This is a genomic window from Stenotrophomonas sp. P2112, from assembly GCF_041897515.1.
Lineage (GTDB): Bacteria > Pseudomonadota > Gammaproteobacteria > Xanthomonadales > Xanthomonadaceae > Stenotrophomonas > Stenotrophomonas sepilia.
In genome coordinates, this window is the sequence record NZ_CP169216.1 from 3,060,713 (window position 1) to 3,076,012 (window position 15,300).

A 15,300-nucleotide genomic window follows, 5' to 3' on the forward strand; every position below is an offset into this window, starting at 1 on the left:
GTGCTATCGCTGCGGCTTCGTCCAACGTGGAGCCGGACATGGCACACAAGAACACGATCTGTATCTGGTACGACAACGGCGCGCTCGAGGCCGCCACCTTCTATGCCAACACCTTTCCCGACAGCGCGGTGACCGCTGTCCACCACGCCCCGGGCGACTACCCGGACGGCAGGGAGGGCAACATACTGACCGTCGAATTCACGGTCTGCGGCATCCCCTGCGTCGGCCTCAACGGCGGCACCGCGTTCAAGCACAGCGAAGCCTTCTCCTTCCAGATCCAGACCGAGGACCAGGCCGAGACTGACCGCTTGTGGGACGCCATCGTCAGCAACGGCGGGCAGGAGAGCCAGTGCGGTTGGTGCAGGGACCGATGGGGCGTTTCCTGGCAGATCAGCCCACGCATGCTGATCGAAGCGGTGACCAGCCAGGACAAGGCACTGGCCAAGCGCGCCTTCAACGCGATGATGCCGATGAAGAAGATCGACATCGCCACCATCGAAGCGGCAATCAAAAAAGGGGACGGAGGGGATTAAGTCGTTTCTTCCCCCCTGTGCGCAGATGCGGATTGCGACTTAATTCCCTCCGTCCCCTTTTTCCGAGGTGCTGATGTCCTGGGATGCGATCATCATCGGTGGCGGCCACAACGGCCTGGTCTGCGCGGCCTATCTCGCACGCGCTGGCAAGAAGGTGCTGGTGCTGGAACGTCGTGGCGTTCTCGGCGGCGCGGCAGTCACCGAGGAATTCCACCCCGGGTTCCGCAACTCGGTGGCGTCCTACACGGTGTCATTGCTGCAGCCGAAGGTGATCGACGACCTGCGGCTGCATGCGCATGGGCTGCGCATCGTCAATCGCCCGGCCAACAACTTCCTGCCATTGCCGGACGGCCGCTACCTGCTGTCCGCACCGGGCCGCACCCAGGCCGAGGTCGCGAAGTTCTCCGAGCTGGATGCGCAGCGGCTACCCGAATACGAAGCGCGCCTGGAGATCTTCGCCGATGTGCTGCGCGCGTGGGCCCTGCGCACGCCACCGGATGCCGGCGTTGCGGGTGGTTGGCGCGCGTTGCCTGCGCTGTGGCAGATGGGTCGTCTTGGTCGTGAACTGGCCACGCTGGATGCCTCGCTGCGGCAGGAGCTGCTGGACCTGTTCACGCTGTCGGCAGCCGAGTATCTGGATCGCTGGTTCGAAAGCGAACCGATCAAGGCGCTGTTCGGCTTCGATGGCATCGTCGGCAACTACGCAAGCCCCTATACACCGGGCAGTGCCTACGTACTGCTGCACCACGTGTTCGGCCAGTGCAATGGCATGAAAGGTGCGTGGGGCCATGCGATCGGTGGCATGGGCGCGATCAGCCAGGCCATCGCCACTGCCGCGCGGGAGGCCGGGGCTGAGCTGCGCGTGGATGCCGGTGTGCAACGCCTGCTGATCGAGCAGGGTCGTGTCGTGGGCGTGGCGCTGGCCAACGGCGAAATCCTGCGCGCACGCGCGATGATCGCCAACGTCAATCCAAAGCTGCTGTACGAGCAGATGCTGGCACCGGAGCAGGTACCGGACGCAACGCGCGAACGCATGGCGAACTGGCGCTGCGGTTCGGGCACGTTCCGGATGAATGTCGCGCTGTCGCAGCTGCCGGACTTCCGCGCTCTGCCCGGTCCCGGCGATCACCTCAGCGCCGGGATCATCATGGCCCCCAGCCTGGATTACATGGACCGTGCCTGGCTGGATGCGCGTCGCAATGGCTGGTCACGCGAACCGATCGTGGAAATGCTCATTCCCAGCACGCTGGACGATTCGCTGGCGCCGCCCGGGCAGCATGTGGCCAGCCTGTTCTGCCAGCACGTGGCGCCCGTGCTGCCCGGTGGGCGTCACTGGGATGATCATCGTGAAACGGTGGCCGATCTGATGATCGCCACCGTTGAACGGTATGCGCCGGGTTTCGCTGGCAGCGTACTGGGCCGCCAGGTGCTGTCACCGCTGGATCTGGAGCGCACCTTCGGCTTGATCGGCGGCGACATCTTCCACGGAGCGCTCAGTGCCAACCAGTTGTTCTCGGCACGGCCGATGGTTGGCCAGGCTGGCTATCGTGGTGCCCTGCCCGGCCTGTATCTGTGCGGGTCGGGAACACATCCCGGGGGCGGCGTGACCGGCGCGCCAGGTCACAATGCGGCGCAGGTGGTGTTGCAGGATCTGTAGAGGCGTGCCGACCAATGGTCGGCGCCCACAGCGTCAAATGATCCCATGCAAAGCGTGCCAACCAAGGTTGGCACCTACCCGCGTGGGAGAAGGCGTGCCGACCAACGGTCGGCACCTACAGCGTCAAATGATCCTTTGGATCATTTGACGCTGCGCAGATGGTTCGGGCGCTTCGGTGGGCCGGGCGGTCGGCGCTTGTTGAACGGCGGCTGCCCTCGCCAGTAGCGGATCAGCAACCAGCCGAACAGCATGCCGCCGAGGTGCGCGAAGTGGGCCACGCCCGGCTGCCAGCCGGTCATGCCCAGCACCAGTTCGCCCACGCCGAACAGGATCACGAAGGTGCGCGCCTTCATCGGGATCGGTGGGAACAGCAGCATCACCCGCTGGTTCGGGAACAGCATGCCGTAGGCCAGCAGCAGGCCGAACACGCCGCCAGAGGCACCCAGCACCGTGGCCGGGTTCTCCAGCAGCGTACCCACCAGCAGCTGGCAGACACCGGCACCGGCCACGCAGACCAGGTAGTACAGCAGGAAGCGCTTCTCGCCCCAGGTCTGCTCCAGTGGCGCACCGAACATGAAGACCGCCAGCATGTTGAAGAACAGGTGGCCGAAGCTGCCATGCAGGAAGCCATAGGTCAGCAGCTGCCACGGCTGGAAGTTGCCGCCCGGCGAGAACGCATCGAAGCCTTGCTGCAGCGGTTGCAGCATGAACGGCTCGAAGGTCTGCATGCCAAGCAGGAACGGCTGCTGCAGCAGGAAAAGGATCGCGTTGGCGATCAGCAGGGCCTTGGTGACGGTTGGCAGACGCGGGAACATGGGAGCACCGGCATGGAACGGCCTCCATCATAGCCGCAGCACCGCGCCTTGTTGGCGACCGGCAGGTCCGGCCTGTTCAGTCGCCAGCGATGCTCAGCCCGGGCCCCAAACGGCAGCATCCAGCACAACCGCCGGATCGGTCGTGGGCATCCGCACCCGGCCGTTCTCAACCACCACGCCCTCGGCACGCAGCCGCTGCGACTGCTCGCGCCAGCCCGCCGACCCTTCTTCCATGGCGATGCGCCCATCCGAGCGCAGCACGCGGTGCCAGGGCAGGTCCGGGTCGTCGTTCTGGCCCAGGATGCGCGCGGTCAGGCGCGCACGCCCGGGCAGGCCCGCGCGCATCGCCACCTGGCCGTAGCCCATCACCTGCCCCGCCGGGATCGCGCGGATCACCGCCAGGATGCGCGCACGCGCCTGCTCCGGCGTCAGCGCCGCAGGCGGGTCACCAGCAGAACGCCGATCAGCACCAGCACGGTGCCGGCGATCTGTGCCGGCCCCATCGGTTCGTCGAGCAGCCATAGGCTCATCACGATGGTGGAAACAGGGCCCAGCATACCGACCTGCGCGGCCAGCGACGAACCCACGCGCTGCACCGCCAGCATGATCGCCAGCACCGGCAGCACCGTGCACACGGTGGCATTGACCAGCGACAGCCACTGCACCGGCGCCGGTGCCTGCCACAGCAGTGGCAGCGGATGGGTCACCGCGAAGTGCAGCAGCACCAGCACGCTGGCCACGCAGCTGGCGTAGGCGGTCAGCCGCACCGCGCCGATGCGTGCCACCACCTGCCCGCTGCCGAACAGGTACAGCGCGTAGCTGAGCGCACTGCCCAGCACCAGCAGGCTGCCGACGATGATCTGCCCACCTTCGCGCTGCAGATCGTGGCCAAAGGCCAGCAGCACGCCCAGATAGCTCAGCACCAGCGCGCCGATCTGCCAGCGGCCCGGCCGCTGCCGTGCCAGCAGCACGTTGATCAGCAGCACCAGGGTCGGGTTCAAGTACAGGATCAGCCGTTCCAGCGTCACGCTGATGTACTGCAGGCCCTGGAAATCGAGCAGGCTGGACAGGTAATAGCCGGTGAAGCCCAGCCACAGCACGCGGGCGCGGTCGGCCCAGGACAGCGGTGTGGCCCGGCGCGCGGCCCACAAGGCCATCAACGCGAACAAGGGCAGCGCCATCAGCATGCGCAGGGCGAGCAGCGTGGTGGCATCCACGCCGTGGCGCAGGCCGAGCTTGACGATGATGGCCTTGCCGGAAGCAGCAATGGCGCCGATCGCAGCCAGGCCGATACCCCCCAGCGCGATGCGGGGGGAAGCCGTAGCGATGCGGGAAGCGGGCGTGGACATCAGGACGACGGCGGGCCGCGCAGAGCGGCCCGGTAAGGCGTGGGGGCGCCCATTGTCGCACGGGCGCCCCCGGTGCCCTGTAGAGCCGAGCCTGCGCTCGGCTTCGCCAAGCCTGGGCGAAAAGCAGCCGAGCGTGGGCTCGGCTCTACAACTGCGGGCTCAGCGCATCAGCACCACTTCCTCGGCCGAGGTCGGGTGGATCGCCACGGTGTCGTCGAACTGGGCCTTGGTCGCGCCCATCTTCACCGCCACCGCGAAGCCCTGCAGGATCTCGTCGGCCGCTTCGCCCAGCAGGTGGATACCCACCACGCGCTCCTCCGGGCCCGCGCAGACCATCTTGAACAGGCTGCGCTGGGTGCCGTTGGCCAGCGCCTGCAGCATCGGGCGGAAACGGCTGTGGTAAACGCTCACCTGGTCAAAACGCGCGCGCGCTTCCTCTTCGCTCATGCCCACTGCACCCAGCGGCGGATGCGAGAACACCACGCTGGCCACGTTCTCGTAATCCATCTTCGATTGCGGACGTCCACCGAACAGGCGGTCCATCAGCCGCCGTGAAGCGGCCACCGCCACCGGCGTCAGGCCGACCTTGCCAGCGATGTCGCCCACCGCGTGCACGCTCGGCACAGAGGTGGTCTGCCATTCGTCCACCTGCACCTGCTGGTGCTCGCCAATGCCGATGCCGAGCGCTTCCAGGCCCAGATCACGGCTGTTGCCGCGGCGGCCGGTGGCAAAGAACACCGCATCGAACACGCTGTCGATCGGGCCGTCATGGCCGAACGCACGCACGCGCTCGCCATCGCGCTGCAGTTCGCGCAGGCGATAGTCGAAGTGGATCCGCACGCCCTGCTGCTTCAGGTTCTCGGCCAGCTGGTCGGTCAGCTCGTAGTCGAAGCGCTCCAGCAACCGCTTGCCCCGCACCAGCAGGCTCACCTTGCTGCCCAGTGCCTGCAGCAACCCGGCCAGTTCCACCGCGATGTAGCCGCCACCAATGATCGCCACCTCGGCCGGTGCCGCACGCAGATCGAAGAAATCATCGGAAACCAGGCCCAGTTCCGCGCCGGGAATATCCGGACGCAGCGGATGCGCGCCGGTGGCGATCAGGATGTGCTCGGCGCTGTAATGCACGCCGTCACTGCAGGCCACGGTATGCGCATCGAGCAGACGGCCGCGCGCAGGGATGCGCACCACACCGGTTTCATCCAGGCGCTTGTGGTAGCTGGTGTGGATGTTGGTGATGTAGGCCTGGCGATGGATCACCAGCTCCTTCCACGACAGCGCCGGGCGTGCCTCGACATCGAAGCCCATCGCATTGGCCAGGCCGATGCGCTCGTGCAGATCGGCCGCCAGCCACATCGCCTTCTTAGGCACGCAGCCAACATTGACACAGGTACCGCCCAGTTCGCCCGGTTCCAGCATCGCCACGCGCTTGCCATGCTGCGCTGCACGGATGGCACCGGCCAGGCCGGCGGAACCGCCGCCAAGGACGATCAGGTCGTAATCATAAGGTGCAGTGCTCATCGGAATCGCTCGGGTCGGTAAGGGGCAGGATCGATCGCTGGCGTGCGGCCGCAGACGAGATCGGCGATCAGCTGGCCGGTGCCGGCGCTCATGCTGATGCCGAGCATGCCACGCCCCGCTGCAAGCCAGACGTGAGGACGCGCGAGCGCGCGGCCGATCGGCACAGCGCATGCGCGCCCATCGCTCACCCCTGCTTCGTCCTGCGCCGCATCGGTGGCCACTGCCGATAGGTCATGGCACGCCATATCCACTCGATCGGGCCGAAGCGGAAATGGCGCAGCCACCGGTGCGAGAAGATCACCTGCGCGGCAAACAGCAGCAGCGCCAACAACAGCTGCACGCTGCGCGGCGTCATCTCGAACCTGCCCAGGCCATAGTGGTAGAAGGTCCAGGTACACAGCAGCGACTGGCCAAGATAGTGGGTCAGCGCCATGCGCCCGACCGGTGCCAGCCAGGCCAACCGCGCACGCCAATGCACGATCCACGCGAGGTAACCCAGGCACATCGGCAGGCCACCGATCGTCACCAGCGCCATCGCCGCCGTCACCGGCAGGCCGTAGGCACCCGGCGCCAGGTAGGGCTTCCAGGCAACACCCAGCAGCGTGACCACAAGGCCCAGCGGCAGTGCCCCCCAACGCAGCACCGCGTACAGCCGCGGAAAGCGCTCCGGCGTCGCCAACGCGCCGCTGCCGGCGAACCAGCTGCCGATCAGGAACATGCCCAGCACTTCCGGGCCGGTGATCAGCAGCGCGCCCATCGAGGTGCCGAACTCGCTCAGGCGCTGCACAGTGGCCTGCGCCCAGCTGCCCTGCCCGTACACCTGCCGCTGCAGGTCGATGCTCTGCTGCGCCTCGGCAAGCATGCCCCGCACCTCTTCGGCCGAAGCCATCGACACCATCGCGCCCACCAGCAGCATCAGCGCAACGCCGCCCAGATAGACGGTCACGCCCATCCACGGCAGCCAGCTGCGCGGCGCCTCCCGGCAGGCCAGCAACGGCAACGAGACCAACGCGTACATCACCAGGATGTCGCCGGACCAGACCAGCAGCGCGTGGCACAGGCCGATCAGCAGCAAGCCAGCGCTGCGGCGCAGGTAGAACGGGGTGAAGTCGCGCCCGGCGGCCTCAGCGCGCTGCGCCATCACCGCGAAGCCGGCGCCGAACAGCAGCGAGAACAGGGTGAAGAACTTGCCCTGCACGAACACGTACACAAAGGCATCGGCCCAGTAGTCGATGCCCTGCCAATGCACGTCGATGCCGGTGAAGGCCAGGTCCAGCGGTCCGCTGAAGGCCTCGATGTTCATCAGCAGGATGCCCAGCAGCGCGGCACCGCGCAGCACGTCCAGCACGGCGATGCGTTCGCCGGAAGCGACCGGCTGCAGGGAAGGAGAAGCGGCGTTCACGGGGCGTCCGTCAGGCAGGTCCGCCATTATGCCGCCGGCCCGTACGCCATGGATGGCCGCGCCGTGTTCCAGAAACGCAACGGCCCGCCGAAGCGGGCCGCTGCATCCATCACGATCGCGCTGCGATCAGTGCTGGTGACCACCGTCGCCGTGGACGTGGCCGTGGTCGATCTCTTCCTTGCCGGCTTCGCGCACGTCGACGATCTCGACGTCGAAGTGCAGGTCCTTGCCGGCCATCGGGTGGTTCAGGTCGACGTCGACGACGCTCATGCCGACCTTCTGCACGGTCACCGCACGCGGGCCGAAGTTGGTCTGCAGCACGACCTGCTGGCCCGGGGCCAGCTTGGTGTTGCCGAAGTGCTTCTTCGGCACGCGCTGGGACAGACCTTCACGACGCTCGCCGTAGGCATCGGCCGCCTTGACGTCGACGTTGAAGGTCGCGCCGGCTTCCTTGTCCATCATGGCGTTTTCCAGGCCCGGGATGATGTTGCCGTGGCCGATCAGGATCGCCAGCGGCTCGCCGCGGTCCTTGGACGACTCGATCGGCTCCTGGCCGACTTCGGAAACGGTGTAGTGGAAGCGGACAACGCGGTCTTTTTCGATCTTCATGCGCAACTCTGTCTGGATCTGCCGGAGGCAGGCGGGTTGGGGCGGGTTGTCGCCCGGCGGGGACGCCGCCATCATGACGGCCAATCCAAGGTGGCGCATTATCCGGAGATCATGCACATCACGCCAGTTTCGTCCGGCCCTCGCCGGTTTCTCGCCCCGGCCCTGCTGCTGGCCCTGCCCGTGTTGATGACCGCCTGTGGCGGCGGCAAGGCCACCCGCCCGGCGCCGCCCCCGCCGACGGCGAACTGGCCGAAGACCGTGCCGGACAACCCCGAGGCCGCCAACTCGGTGCTGATGCGGGCCATCAGCCTGGTCGGCACGCCCTACCGCTATGGCGGCAACACCCCGGATTCGGGCTTCGACTGCAGCGGCCTGGTCGCCTATGTCTATCGCGAAATGCTGGACCTGCGACTGCCGCGCACCTCGCGCGACCTGGCCGCGGTACAGGGCCCGAAGATCGATCCGCAGCGCCTGGCCACCGGCGATCTGGTGTTCTTTGGCAGCCGAGGCAGCGTCACCCATGTCGGCATCTATGTAGGTGAGGGGCGTTTCGTGCACGCGCCGAGTACCGGCGGGACGGTACGCCTCGACTCGCTTAGCGGCCCCTACTGGAAAGACCACTACACAGGGGCGAAACGCGTCCTTCGCTAAAATGAACAGGCGATATGTTCAAAACTGTGACGGAAATCACTACTGAAATAACGTTTTACTAACGGAATTTTTAACTTATCGGCGGTTTTACAGGGCATGATGCCCCATCGTTTTTTTCCTGTGACCGACGCGTGACGACTGACGACCTGAAAAGCGAAGGCCAGACTTCCGTATCTTCACGCAGTGCCCGCCCGTTGTTGCTTGGCCTGGCACTGTGCCTGACCAGCCTTCCGGTCTGGTCGCAGACTGCTCCGAACCGTTCCGATGTGCCCCCGGCCCCGGTGGCCGACAGCGCCGCCCGACCGGCCGCCAAGGCCGAGGCTGCCGCTCCGCAGCGCAGCCGCGTCGATGCCGCCGCCAGCGCCACGCTGGCCGCCCTGCTGCCGCACCTGGCCGCCAACGACACCATTCCGCTGATGGACCGCTCGGCCGTGGTGGCCGGCGACCTCAGCCGCCTGCTCGCCAACTACGACACCAGCAGCGCCGCCAATGGCAGCGTTGTCGGTACCGCCGCCGACAACGGCAAGGTGCAGTCGCTGCTGCGCCGCGCGATGACCCTGCTGGGCACCCCGTACCGTTGGGGTGGCAGCAACCCGGACAGCGGTTTCGACTGCAGCGGCCTGGTCGGTTATGTGTTCCGTTCGGCCCTGGGCATCGAGCTGCCGCGCGTCTCGCGCGAGATGGCCCACGATGACAACGCCGAACTGATCAACGACCGCACCGCGCTGGCTGCCGGTGACCTGGTGTTCTTCGGCCGCAAGGGCCGCGTCGACCATGTCGGCATCTATGTCGGCGACGGCCGCTTCCTGCACGCACCGAGCTCCGGCAAGGACGTCCGCGTGGACACCCTGCTCAGTGGCTACTGGGGCAACAAGTTCATGCAGGCCCGCCGGGTCGACCTCTGACCCGCTGGCGCTACGGCGCCGCCTGAAAGACAAAAAGCCGCTGCCCCGCAGCGGCTTTTTTGTTTGCGCCCCCAGTAGGTGCCGACCTTGGTCGGCATCGCGCCGCCTGCCCTGGTGGGTGCCGACCGTTGGTCGGCACTGCCTCCATCCACGCATGGCGTGGATCTACCAGGACCCGCCTTGGCCGCCACCGCGCCAACCAGCTCCCAAACAAAAGGCCCGCCGGGTCAGGGCGGGCCTTTCATCTCCACGCAACCTCAGCTGCGTGGCGGGGTCGGGTCAGGATCGTCCACGCCCACATTGCTGGACGGATTGTCATACACCGCCTGGTCGAGCAACCCGGTCTCCTTGGCCACGAGCACCGGTACCAGCATCTGGCCGGTCACATTCGTCATCGTGCGCATCATGTCCAGGATGCGGTCGATGGCATACAGGTAGCCGATGGTCTCCAGCGGCAGATTGGCTGCGCTCAGCACCACCGTGGCCATGATCACCGCAGTACCCGGCACGCCGGCGGTGCCGAAGCTGCCCAGCACCGAGGCGATCAGCACCACCACGTACTGCTCCGGGGTCAGCGGCACGCCGCTGTACTGCGAAATGAACACCGCGCACAGCGCCGGATAGATCGCGCCGCAGCCGTCCATCTTGATGCTGGCGCCCAGCGGCACCGCGAACGAACCGTAGTCCTTGTTCACGCCCAGGTTGTGGGTGATCGAACGCAGCGCCACCGGCATCGCAGCGAAGCTGGACGAGCTGACGAACGCAACCTGCATGCCCGGTGCGGCGCCACGGAAGAACTTCAGCGGGTTCAGGCCGTGCGCCAGCAGCAGCGCGCTGTAGACCACCACGATGTGCAGCGCACAGGCCACGTACAACGCCAGCACGAAATGGCCCAGCGGCAGCAGCTTCTCGAACCCATAGCTGCCGACCAGGCCTGCGATCAGGCCGAAGGTGCCGATCGGGGTGACTTCCAGTACGAAGCGGGTCACCTGGATCATGATGTCGCTCATCTGGCCAACCAGCTTGCGCGCCTCGGTCACCTTCTCGCCCAGCTTGACGATGGCAAAGCCCACCAGGCCGGCGAAGAAGATCACCGGCAGGATCGAGCCGCGACCCGCAGCCAGCACGGTCTCACCGGCCGCGTTGACCTTGGTGCCGATGCCGGACAGTGCATAGAAGACATTGGCAGGCACCACGTCCAGCAGCACCTGCACCACGCTGGGCACTTCGCGCGGCACGTAGTTGCTGGCCATCGACAACTGCAGGCCACCCGCGCCGGGCTGCAGCACCGTACCCACGGCCAGGCCGACACACACTGCCAGCGCAGCGGTAATCACGAACCACAGGAAGGTGCGCCCACTGAGCGCGGCCACGGACTTCTGCCCGTGCAGCGACGAGATCGCGTTGATGACCGCGAAGAACACCAGCGGCACGGCGATCATCTTGATCAGGGTGACGTACAGCTCACCGAGCGGGCCAAACCACGTTTCCGCGGCCGGGCCGAGCGCCCAGCCGGCCAGCGCGCCGAGCACGAAGCCACCGACCACGCGCTGCCAGAACGGAATCCGCAGCCAGGCAGAGACCAGCGTCATAGGCAATCCAGAGGGGAAGGAAGGGATGCTGGCACGATAGCCCAAGGCAGCCCGCAGAACGACCGCCCGGCCGGCAAATCAGTGTGTCATCGGCGTGCCTTGCTGGGGCGGGCATAATGAATGTCCCGTTACAGTTTGTGAGATCCCAGCGTCCATGCGTCGTTCCGTCTCCCTGTTGGCCGCCTGCGCCACCACCCTTCTGCTGGGCGCCTGCGCCAGCTCCGCCCCCGCGTCCGCCCCGGCCGGCCTGAAGGTCGCCGTCGATCCCGTCGCCCATCCGGCCGGCGAGACCCCGCAGTGGTGGTACCGCAGCGGGGCCGCCCAGGCTGCGGCCAATGGTGCGATGTCCGGCAAGGCCAAGAACGTCATCCTGTTCCTCGGTGACGGCATGAGCCTGACCACTGTGGCCGCCTCGCGCATCTACGAGGGCCAGCGCAAGGGCGGCTCCGGCGAGGAGAACCTGCTGTCCTGGGAACGCTTCCCGGCCACGGCGTTCAGCAAGACCTACAACACCGATTCGCAGACGCCTGATTCGGCCGGCACCATGACCGCCATCACCACCGGCGTGAAGACCCACATGGGCGCGATCGGCGTCAGTGCCGGAAGCCGCACCGACTGTGCCGACAGCCTGTCCAAGGGCCTGCTGACCTGGCTGCAGCTGGCCGACAGCGCCGGCCTGGCCACCGGCGTGGTCTCCACCGCACGCCTGACCCATGCCACCCCGGCTGCCACCTACGCGCACTCGCCCGAGCGCAACTGGGAAAACGACACCGACCTGACTGAAGCGGCCAAGGCGGCCGGCTGCAAGGACATCGCCCAGCAACTGCTGTCGACCTCGCGCTATGGGCGCGGCCCGCTTGTCGCCCTTGGTGGCGGCCGTGGTGAGTTCACCACCGTGGAAGAGCGCGACCCGGAATACGACGACAAGGTCGGCCAGCGCCTGGACGGCCGCAGCCTGGTCCAGGAATGGCAGCAGGCGCATCCGCAGGGTGCCTATGTCTGGAACAGCAAGCAGCTGGCCGCGGCCGCCAATGCGCCGGCCATCCTTGGCCTGTTCGAACCGGACCACATGCGCTACGAGTACGAGCGCCCGCAGGATCCGGGCGGTGAGCCGAGCCTGGCCGAACTGACCGCAGCGGCGATCAAGAACCTTTCAAGGCACCCGGAAGGCTACGTACTGATGATCGAAGGCGCGCGCATCGACCACGCCAACCACAGCGGCAATGCCTACCGTGCACTGACCGAGACCGTGGCGCTGTCCGATGCGGTGCGCGTGGCCAACGAGCTGACCTCGGCCGACGACACCCTGATCATCGTCACCGCCGACCACTCGCACACGCTGAACTTCGTCGGCTACCCGGCACGCGGCAACCCGATCCTGGGCAAGGTGAAGGACAAGGGCGGTGAAGACGGCGCCGGCAAGCTGGACTACGCCCTGGACGGTACCGGCCAGCCGTACACCACGCTGAGCTACGCCAACGGCCCAGGCCACACCGGCAGCAGCAACCAGCAGCCGGCCGGGCCGAAGCGCTACCCGCACAACCCAAGCAGCTTCGAACCGGCCAACGGTCGCCCGAACCTGCGCGAGGTCGACACCGAGCATCCGGACTACATGCAGGAAGCGCTGGTGCCGATGAAGTCCGAATCGCATGGTGGTGAGGACGTCGGCATCTGGGCACGTGGCCCGGGCAGCAAGGCGATCCGCGGCACGCTGGAACAGAACGCGATCTACCACATGATCGTGCAGGCCACCCCAGCCCTGCGCGAGCGCCTGTGCCAGGCCGGCACCTGCGATGACAAGGGCGTCCCTGTGCAGTTGCCGGCACCGACGGCCTTCGAACGCAAGGCCGAGGCCAAGTGATCGCGCGGCAGGCCCGCCCTGCCCCTGCCAGCGGCCGCTTTGCGCGGTCGCTGGCAATGCTTGGCGTGCTGGTCAGTGCCAATGCACAGGCACAGGCACCGGCATGCAAGCTGCTGACCGACGAACACGGGTTGTGGCCGCTCCCCAACTGCGAGGTGGTCGATCACCGGCTGAAGATCAGCGCCGATACGCTGAAGGACCTGAACTACGACGACCACGGCCTGGCCGTGGTGTATGCCGACCAGGGCTTCCACTACGTCGACCGCACGGGCCACAGCCTGCCGGTGCTTACCTGGGACAACGGCCCGGAAACGCCGCAGGAAGGCCTGCTGCGCGGCCGCGTCGGCAATCGCGTGAGCTACTTCGATCTGGAATTCCGCCAGGTGGTGCCGGGCACCTTCGATTTCGCCTGGCCGTTCCAGGATGGCGTGGCCGAGGTCTGCAACGGGTGCCGGCGTGGCATGCCGAATGCCGATGGCCACACGCCGATGGAAGGCGGAGAGCGGTTCCGCATCGACCGCGCGGGCCGCCGGGTGAAGTAGGGTTTCGGCAGGGCTGCGCCCTGCACCTGCCGAAGCCGAAGCCGAAGCCCAAGCCCAAGCCGAAGCCAAATCAAGATCAAAAGCGGCTCTGGTTTTCTGTGAGTTGGGCGGGGCGGTGTGGCTGGTCAGGACACGCCGTAAACCCGTCCTTGGGGGCTCGATGGCGCCATCCATGGCGCCAACGGTCCTGCCCACCCACACCGCCCCACCCCCGACAGATTTCCGGTGACGGTTGGACCGTCCACGCCATGCATGGATCAGATCTGTCAGATATCGAATTGAATCCGGGGGTCAGATCCGTTTTCCTGCGGAAAACGGATCTGACCCCATGAGCAATCCGACAGTTCGCAGGAAACTGTCGAAGGCGGGGTGGGTCCGGTTGCGGGGGCGTGAGCCGCATGGATGCGGCGACCGAGCTTACATGGACGTACTTGCAGCGTCCCCCGCAACCGGACCCACCCCGCCATCCCTCAGCAGACCAGCTGTTGCTGTTGCTGTTGCTGTTGCTGTTGCTCTGGCTCGTAGCAGGTGCAGGGCGCAGCCCTGCCAAGCAAACCCCACCCTATACTTGCCGCCGTGACTGCCTTCCCTGCCCTCGTTCCGCTGGATGCGCCGCTGCTGGTGGGTTACAGCGGCGGTGTCGACTCGACCGTGCTGCTGCACTGGCTGTGGCGCTGCGCACAGGCCTCCGGCACGGCGCTGCGTGCGATGCACGTACACCATGGCCTGCAGGCCGATGCGGACGCCTGGGTGCTGCATTGCCAGCAGCAATGCGCGGCACTGGGCATTGAACTGGCCGTGCATCACGTGCAGGTCGACAAGCGCGCGGGCCTCGGCCTTGAAGGCGCGGCGCGGCAGGCACGACGTGCAGCGTTCGCCGCCGAACTGCGCGACGGCGAAACACTGGCACTGGCGCAGCACCAGGACGACCAGGCCGAGACCTTCCTGCTGCGGGCCCTGCGCGGATCCGGCGTCGATGGCCTTGCCGCGATGTCCGCACACAGCCGCCTTGGCGAACAGCCTCTATGGCGGCCGCTGCTGGCGGTGCCACGCAGCGCACTGCTCGACTACGCGCGGCAGCACGCGCTGCGCTGGATCGAAGACCCCAGCAATGGCCACGACCACGCCGATCGCAACTTCCTGCGCCTGCAGGTGCTGCCGTTGCTGCGCCAGCGCTGGCCGCATGCGGCTGCGGCATTGGCGGGCAGCGCGATGCACTGCGGGCAGACCCGTGCTCTGCTGGACGAGGAAGACGCCGAGCTGATCGCGCACCTGGAAGTGGCACCACGCGTGCTGTCGCTGCAGTTGCTGCGTCAGGTGTCACCGGGACGCGCCGCGCGCGTGCTGCGCGCCTGGGTGATCGGCCATGGTGCCGCCCCACTGCCGGCCACGGTACTGCAGCAGGGTCTGCACGAACTGCTGCCGGCCAGCAACGATCGCCAGGCGCGGCTGCGCTGGCACGAGCATGCCATCCAGCAATGGCGCGATCACGCCTATCTGCTGCCCGCGCAGCTGCCATCGCTGCCCTGCGGATGGCAGGCCGAATGGGATGGGCGTGCCCCCCTGCCGCTGCCCGATGGTGGCCAATTGCGCCTGCAGGGCGCCGTGGCCTTCGAACGCCCGCTTCAGGTCCGTGCACGCGTGGGTGGCGAGCGCATCGTGCTGCCCGGCCGCCCGCATTCGCATGCGCTGAAGGACTGCCTGCAACGCGAGCACTTGGCCCCCTGGCGGCGGGCCCAGCTGCCGCTGATCTTCGATGGGCCCCAGCTGCTTGCCGCCGCCGACGTGGTCATCGCAGCTCCCCTGCAGGCCTGGTTGCAGGCCCACGACGCGCAGCTGCAGTGGCGTCCCGGCGGCTGGTGAATT

Annotated in this window: 14 protein-coding genes and 1 pseudogene; 7 read left to right on the forward strand and 8 right to left on the reverse strand. The window is 67.1% G+C overall.

Annotated elements, in window-relative coordinates; all coding sequences use genetic code 11:
- The first annotated feature begins 38 nt into the window (after positions 1-38).
- Positions 39-533 (forward strand): VOC family protein, encoded by a 495-nt coding sequence (locus ACEPA4_RS14265; RefSeq protein WP_139727437.1) that lies wholly within the window; start codon positions 39-41, stop codon positions 531-533.
- A 73-nt stretch (positions 534-606) separates the two neighbouring features.
- Entirely contained in the window at positions 607-2,190 is a 1,584-nt protein-coding gene (locus ACEPA4_RS14270; RefSeq protein ID WP_262090903.1) for an NAD(P)/FAD-dependent oxidoreductase, read from the forward strand.
- Between the two features lie 140 nt (positions 2,191-2,330).
- Here the strand turns inward: ACEPA4_RS14270 and ACEPA4_RS14275 are convergent, their stop codons facing one another.
- From ACEPA4_RS14275 to ACEPA4_RS14305, 7 genes and pseudogenes are all read right to left on the reverse strand, one after another.
- On the reverse strand, positions 2,331-3,005 hold the full coding sequence (locus ACEPA4_RS14275; RefSeq protein WP_005410509.1) for a rhomboid family intramembrane serine protease: 675 nt from the start codon (positions 3,003-3,005) through the stop codon (positions 2,331-2,333).
- A 93-nt stretch (positions 3,006-3,098) separates the two neighbouring features.
- Positions 3,099-3,527, reverse strand: a complete 429-nt coding sequence (locus tag ACEPA4_RS14280) for an MGMT family protein (protein ID WP_372484192.1) — start codon at positions 3,525-3,527, stop codon at positions 3,099-3,101.
- The gene (locus ACEPA4_RS14285) at positions 3,434-4,354 is read right to left on the reverse strand and encodes a DMT family transporter (RefSeq protein ID WP_061479639.1); all 921 of its coding nucleotides are present in this window, start codon (positions 4,352-4,354) and stop codon (positions 3,434-3,436) included. The genes ACEPA4_RS14280 and ACEPA4_RS14285 overlap by 94 nt, the downstream gene beginning before the upstream one ends.
- A gap of 159 nt (positions 4,355-4,513) precedes the next feature.
- Positions 4,514-5,872: a glutathione-disulfide reductase gene (gene gorA / locus ACEPA4_RS14290; protein WP_072168518.1), complete on the reverse strand. Its 1,359-nt coding sequence runs from the start codon at positions 5,870-5,872 to the stop codon at positions 4,514-4,516.
- Positions 5,869-6,012 (reverse strand): annotated as a pseudogene (locus ACEPA4_RS14295) (amino acid dehydrogenase); the annotation flags it as partial. The gene gorA and the pseudogene ACEPA4_RS14295, both read right to left, overlap by 4 nt.
- A gap of 44 nt (positions 6,013-6,056) precedes the next feature.
- A complete protein-coding gene (locus ACEPA4_RS14300) occupies positions 6,057-7,301 on the reverse strand; it encodes a DUF418 domain-containing protein (protein ID WP_139727445.1) in 1,245 nt (414 codons plus the stop codon).
- A 99-nt stretch (positions 7,302-7,400) separates the two neighbouring features.
- On the reverse strand, positions 7,401-7,883 hold the full coding sequence (locus ACEPA4_RS14305) for a peptidylprolyl isomerase (RefSeq protein WP_005418041.1): 483 nt from the start codon (positions 7,881-7,883) through the stop codon (positions 7,401-7,403).
- A 111-nt stretch (positions 7,884-7,994) separates the two neighbouring features.
- On the opposite strand from ACEPA4_RS14305, the gene ACEPA4_RS14310 reads away from it, so the two are divergent.
- Together ACEPA4_RS14310 and ACEPA4_RS14315 are read left to right on the forward strand one after the other, a co-directional pair.
- Positions 7,995-8,534, forward strand: coding sequence for a C40 family peptidase (locus ACEPA4_RS14310; protein ID WP_005418044.1), 540 nt, complete (start codon positions 7,995-7,997; stop codon positions 8,532-8,534).
- A 131-nt stretch (positions 8,535-8,665) separates the two neighbouring features.
- A complete protein-coding gene (locus ACEPA4_RS14315) occupies positions 8,666-9,439 on the forward strand; it encodes a C40 family peptidase (RefSeq protein ID WP_262090901.1) in 774 nt (257 codons plus the stop codon).
- A gap of 257 nt (positions 9,440-9,696) precedes the next feature.
- Here ACEPA4_RS14315 and ACEPA4_RS14320 read toward each other — a convergent pair whose 3' ends face one another.
- Positions 9,697-11,031: a dicarboxylate/amino acid:cation symporter gene (locus ACEPA4_RS14320; RefSeq protein ID WP_072168520.1), complete on the reverse strand. Its 1,335-nt coding sequence runs from the start codon at positions 11,029-11,031 to the stop codon at positions 9,697-9,699.
- 154 nt (positions 11,032-11,185) lie between these two features.
- Between ACEPA4_RS14320 and ACEPA4_RS14325 the strand changes: the two genes are divergently transcribed.
- From ACEPA4_RS14325 to tilS, 3 genes are all read left to right on the forward strand, one after another.
- Positions 11,186-12,892, forward strand: coding sequence for an alkaline phosphatase (locus tag ACEPA4_RS14325; protein ID WP_053497129.1), 1,707 nt, complete (start codon positions 11,186-11,188; stop codon positions 12,890-12,892).
- Entirely contained in the window at positions 12,889-13,434 is a 546-nt protein-coding gene (locus ACEPA4_RS14330) for a WG repeat-containing protein (RefSeq protein ID WP_139727449.1), read from the forward strand. The genes ACEPA4_RS14325 and ACEPA4_RS14330 overlap by 4 nt, the downstream gene beginning before the upstream one ends.
- Positions 13,435-14,010: 576 nt before the next feature.
- Positions 14,011-15,297 (forward strand): tRNA lysidine(34) synthetase TilS, encoded by a 1,287-nt coding sequence (gene tilS, locus ACEPA4_RS14335; protein ID WP_196769524.1) that lies wholly within the window; start codon positions 14,011-14,013, stop codon positions 15,295-15,297.
- Positions 15,298-15,300: the final 3 nt, after the last annotated feature.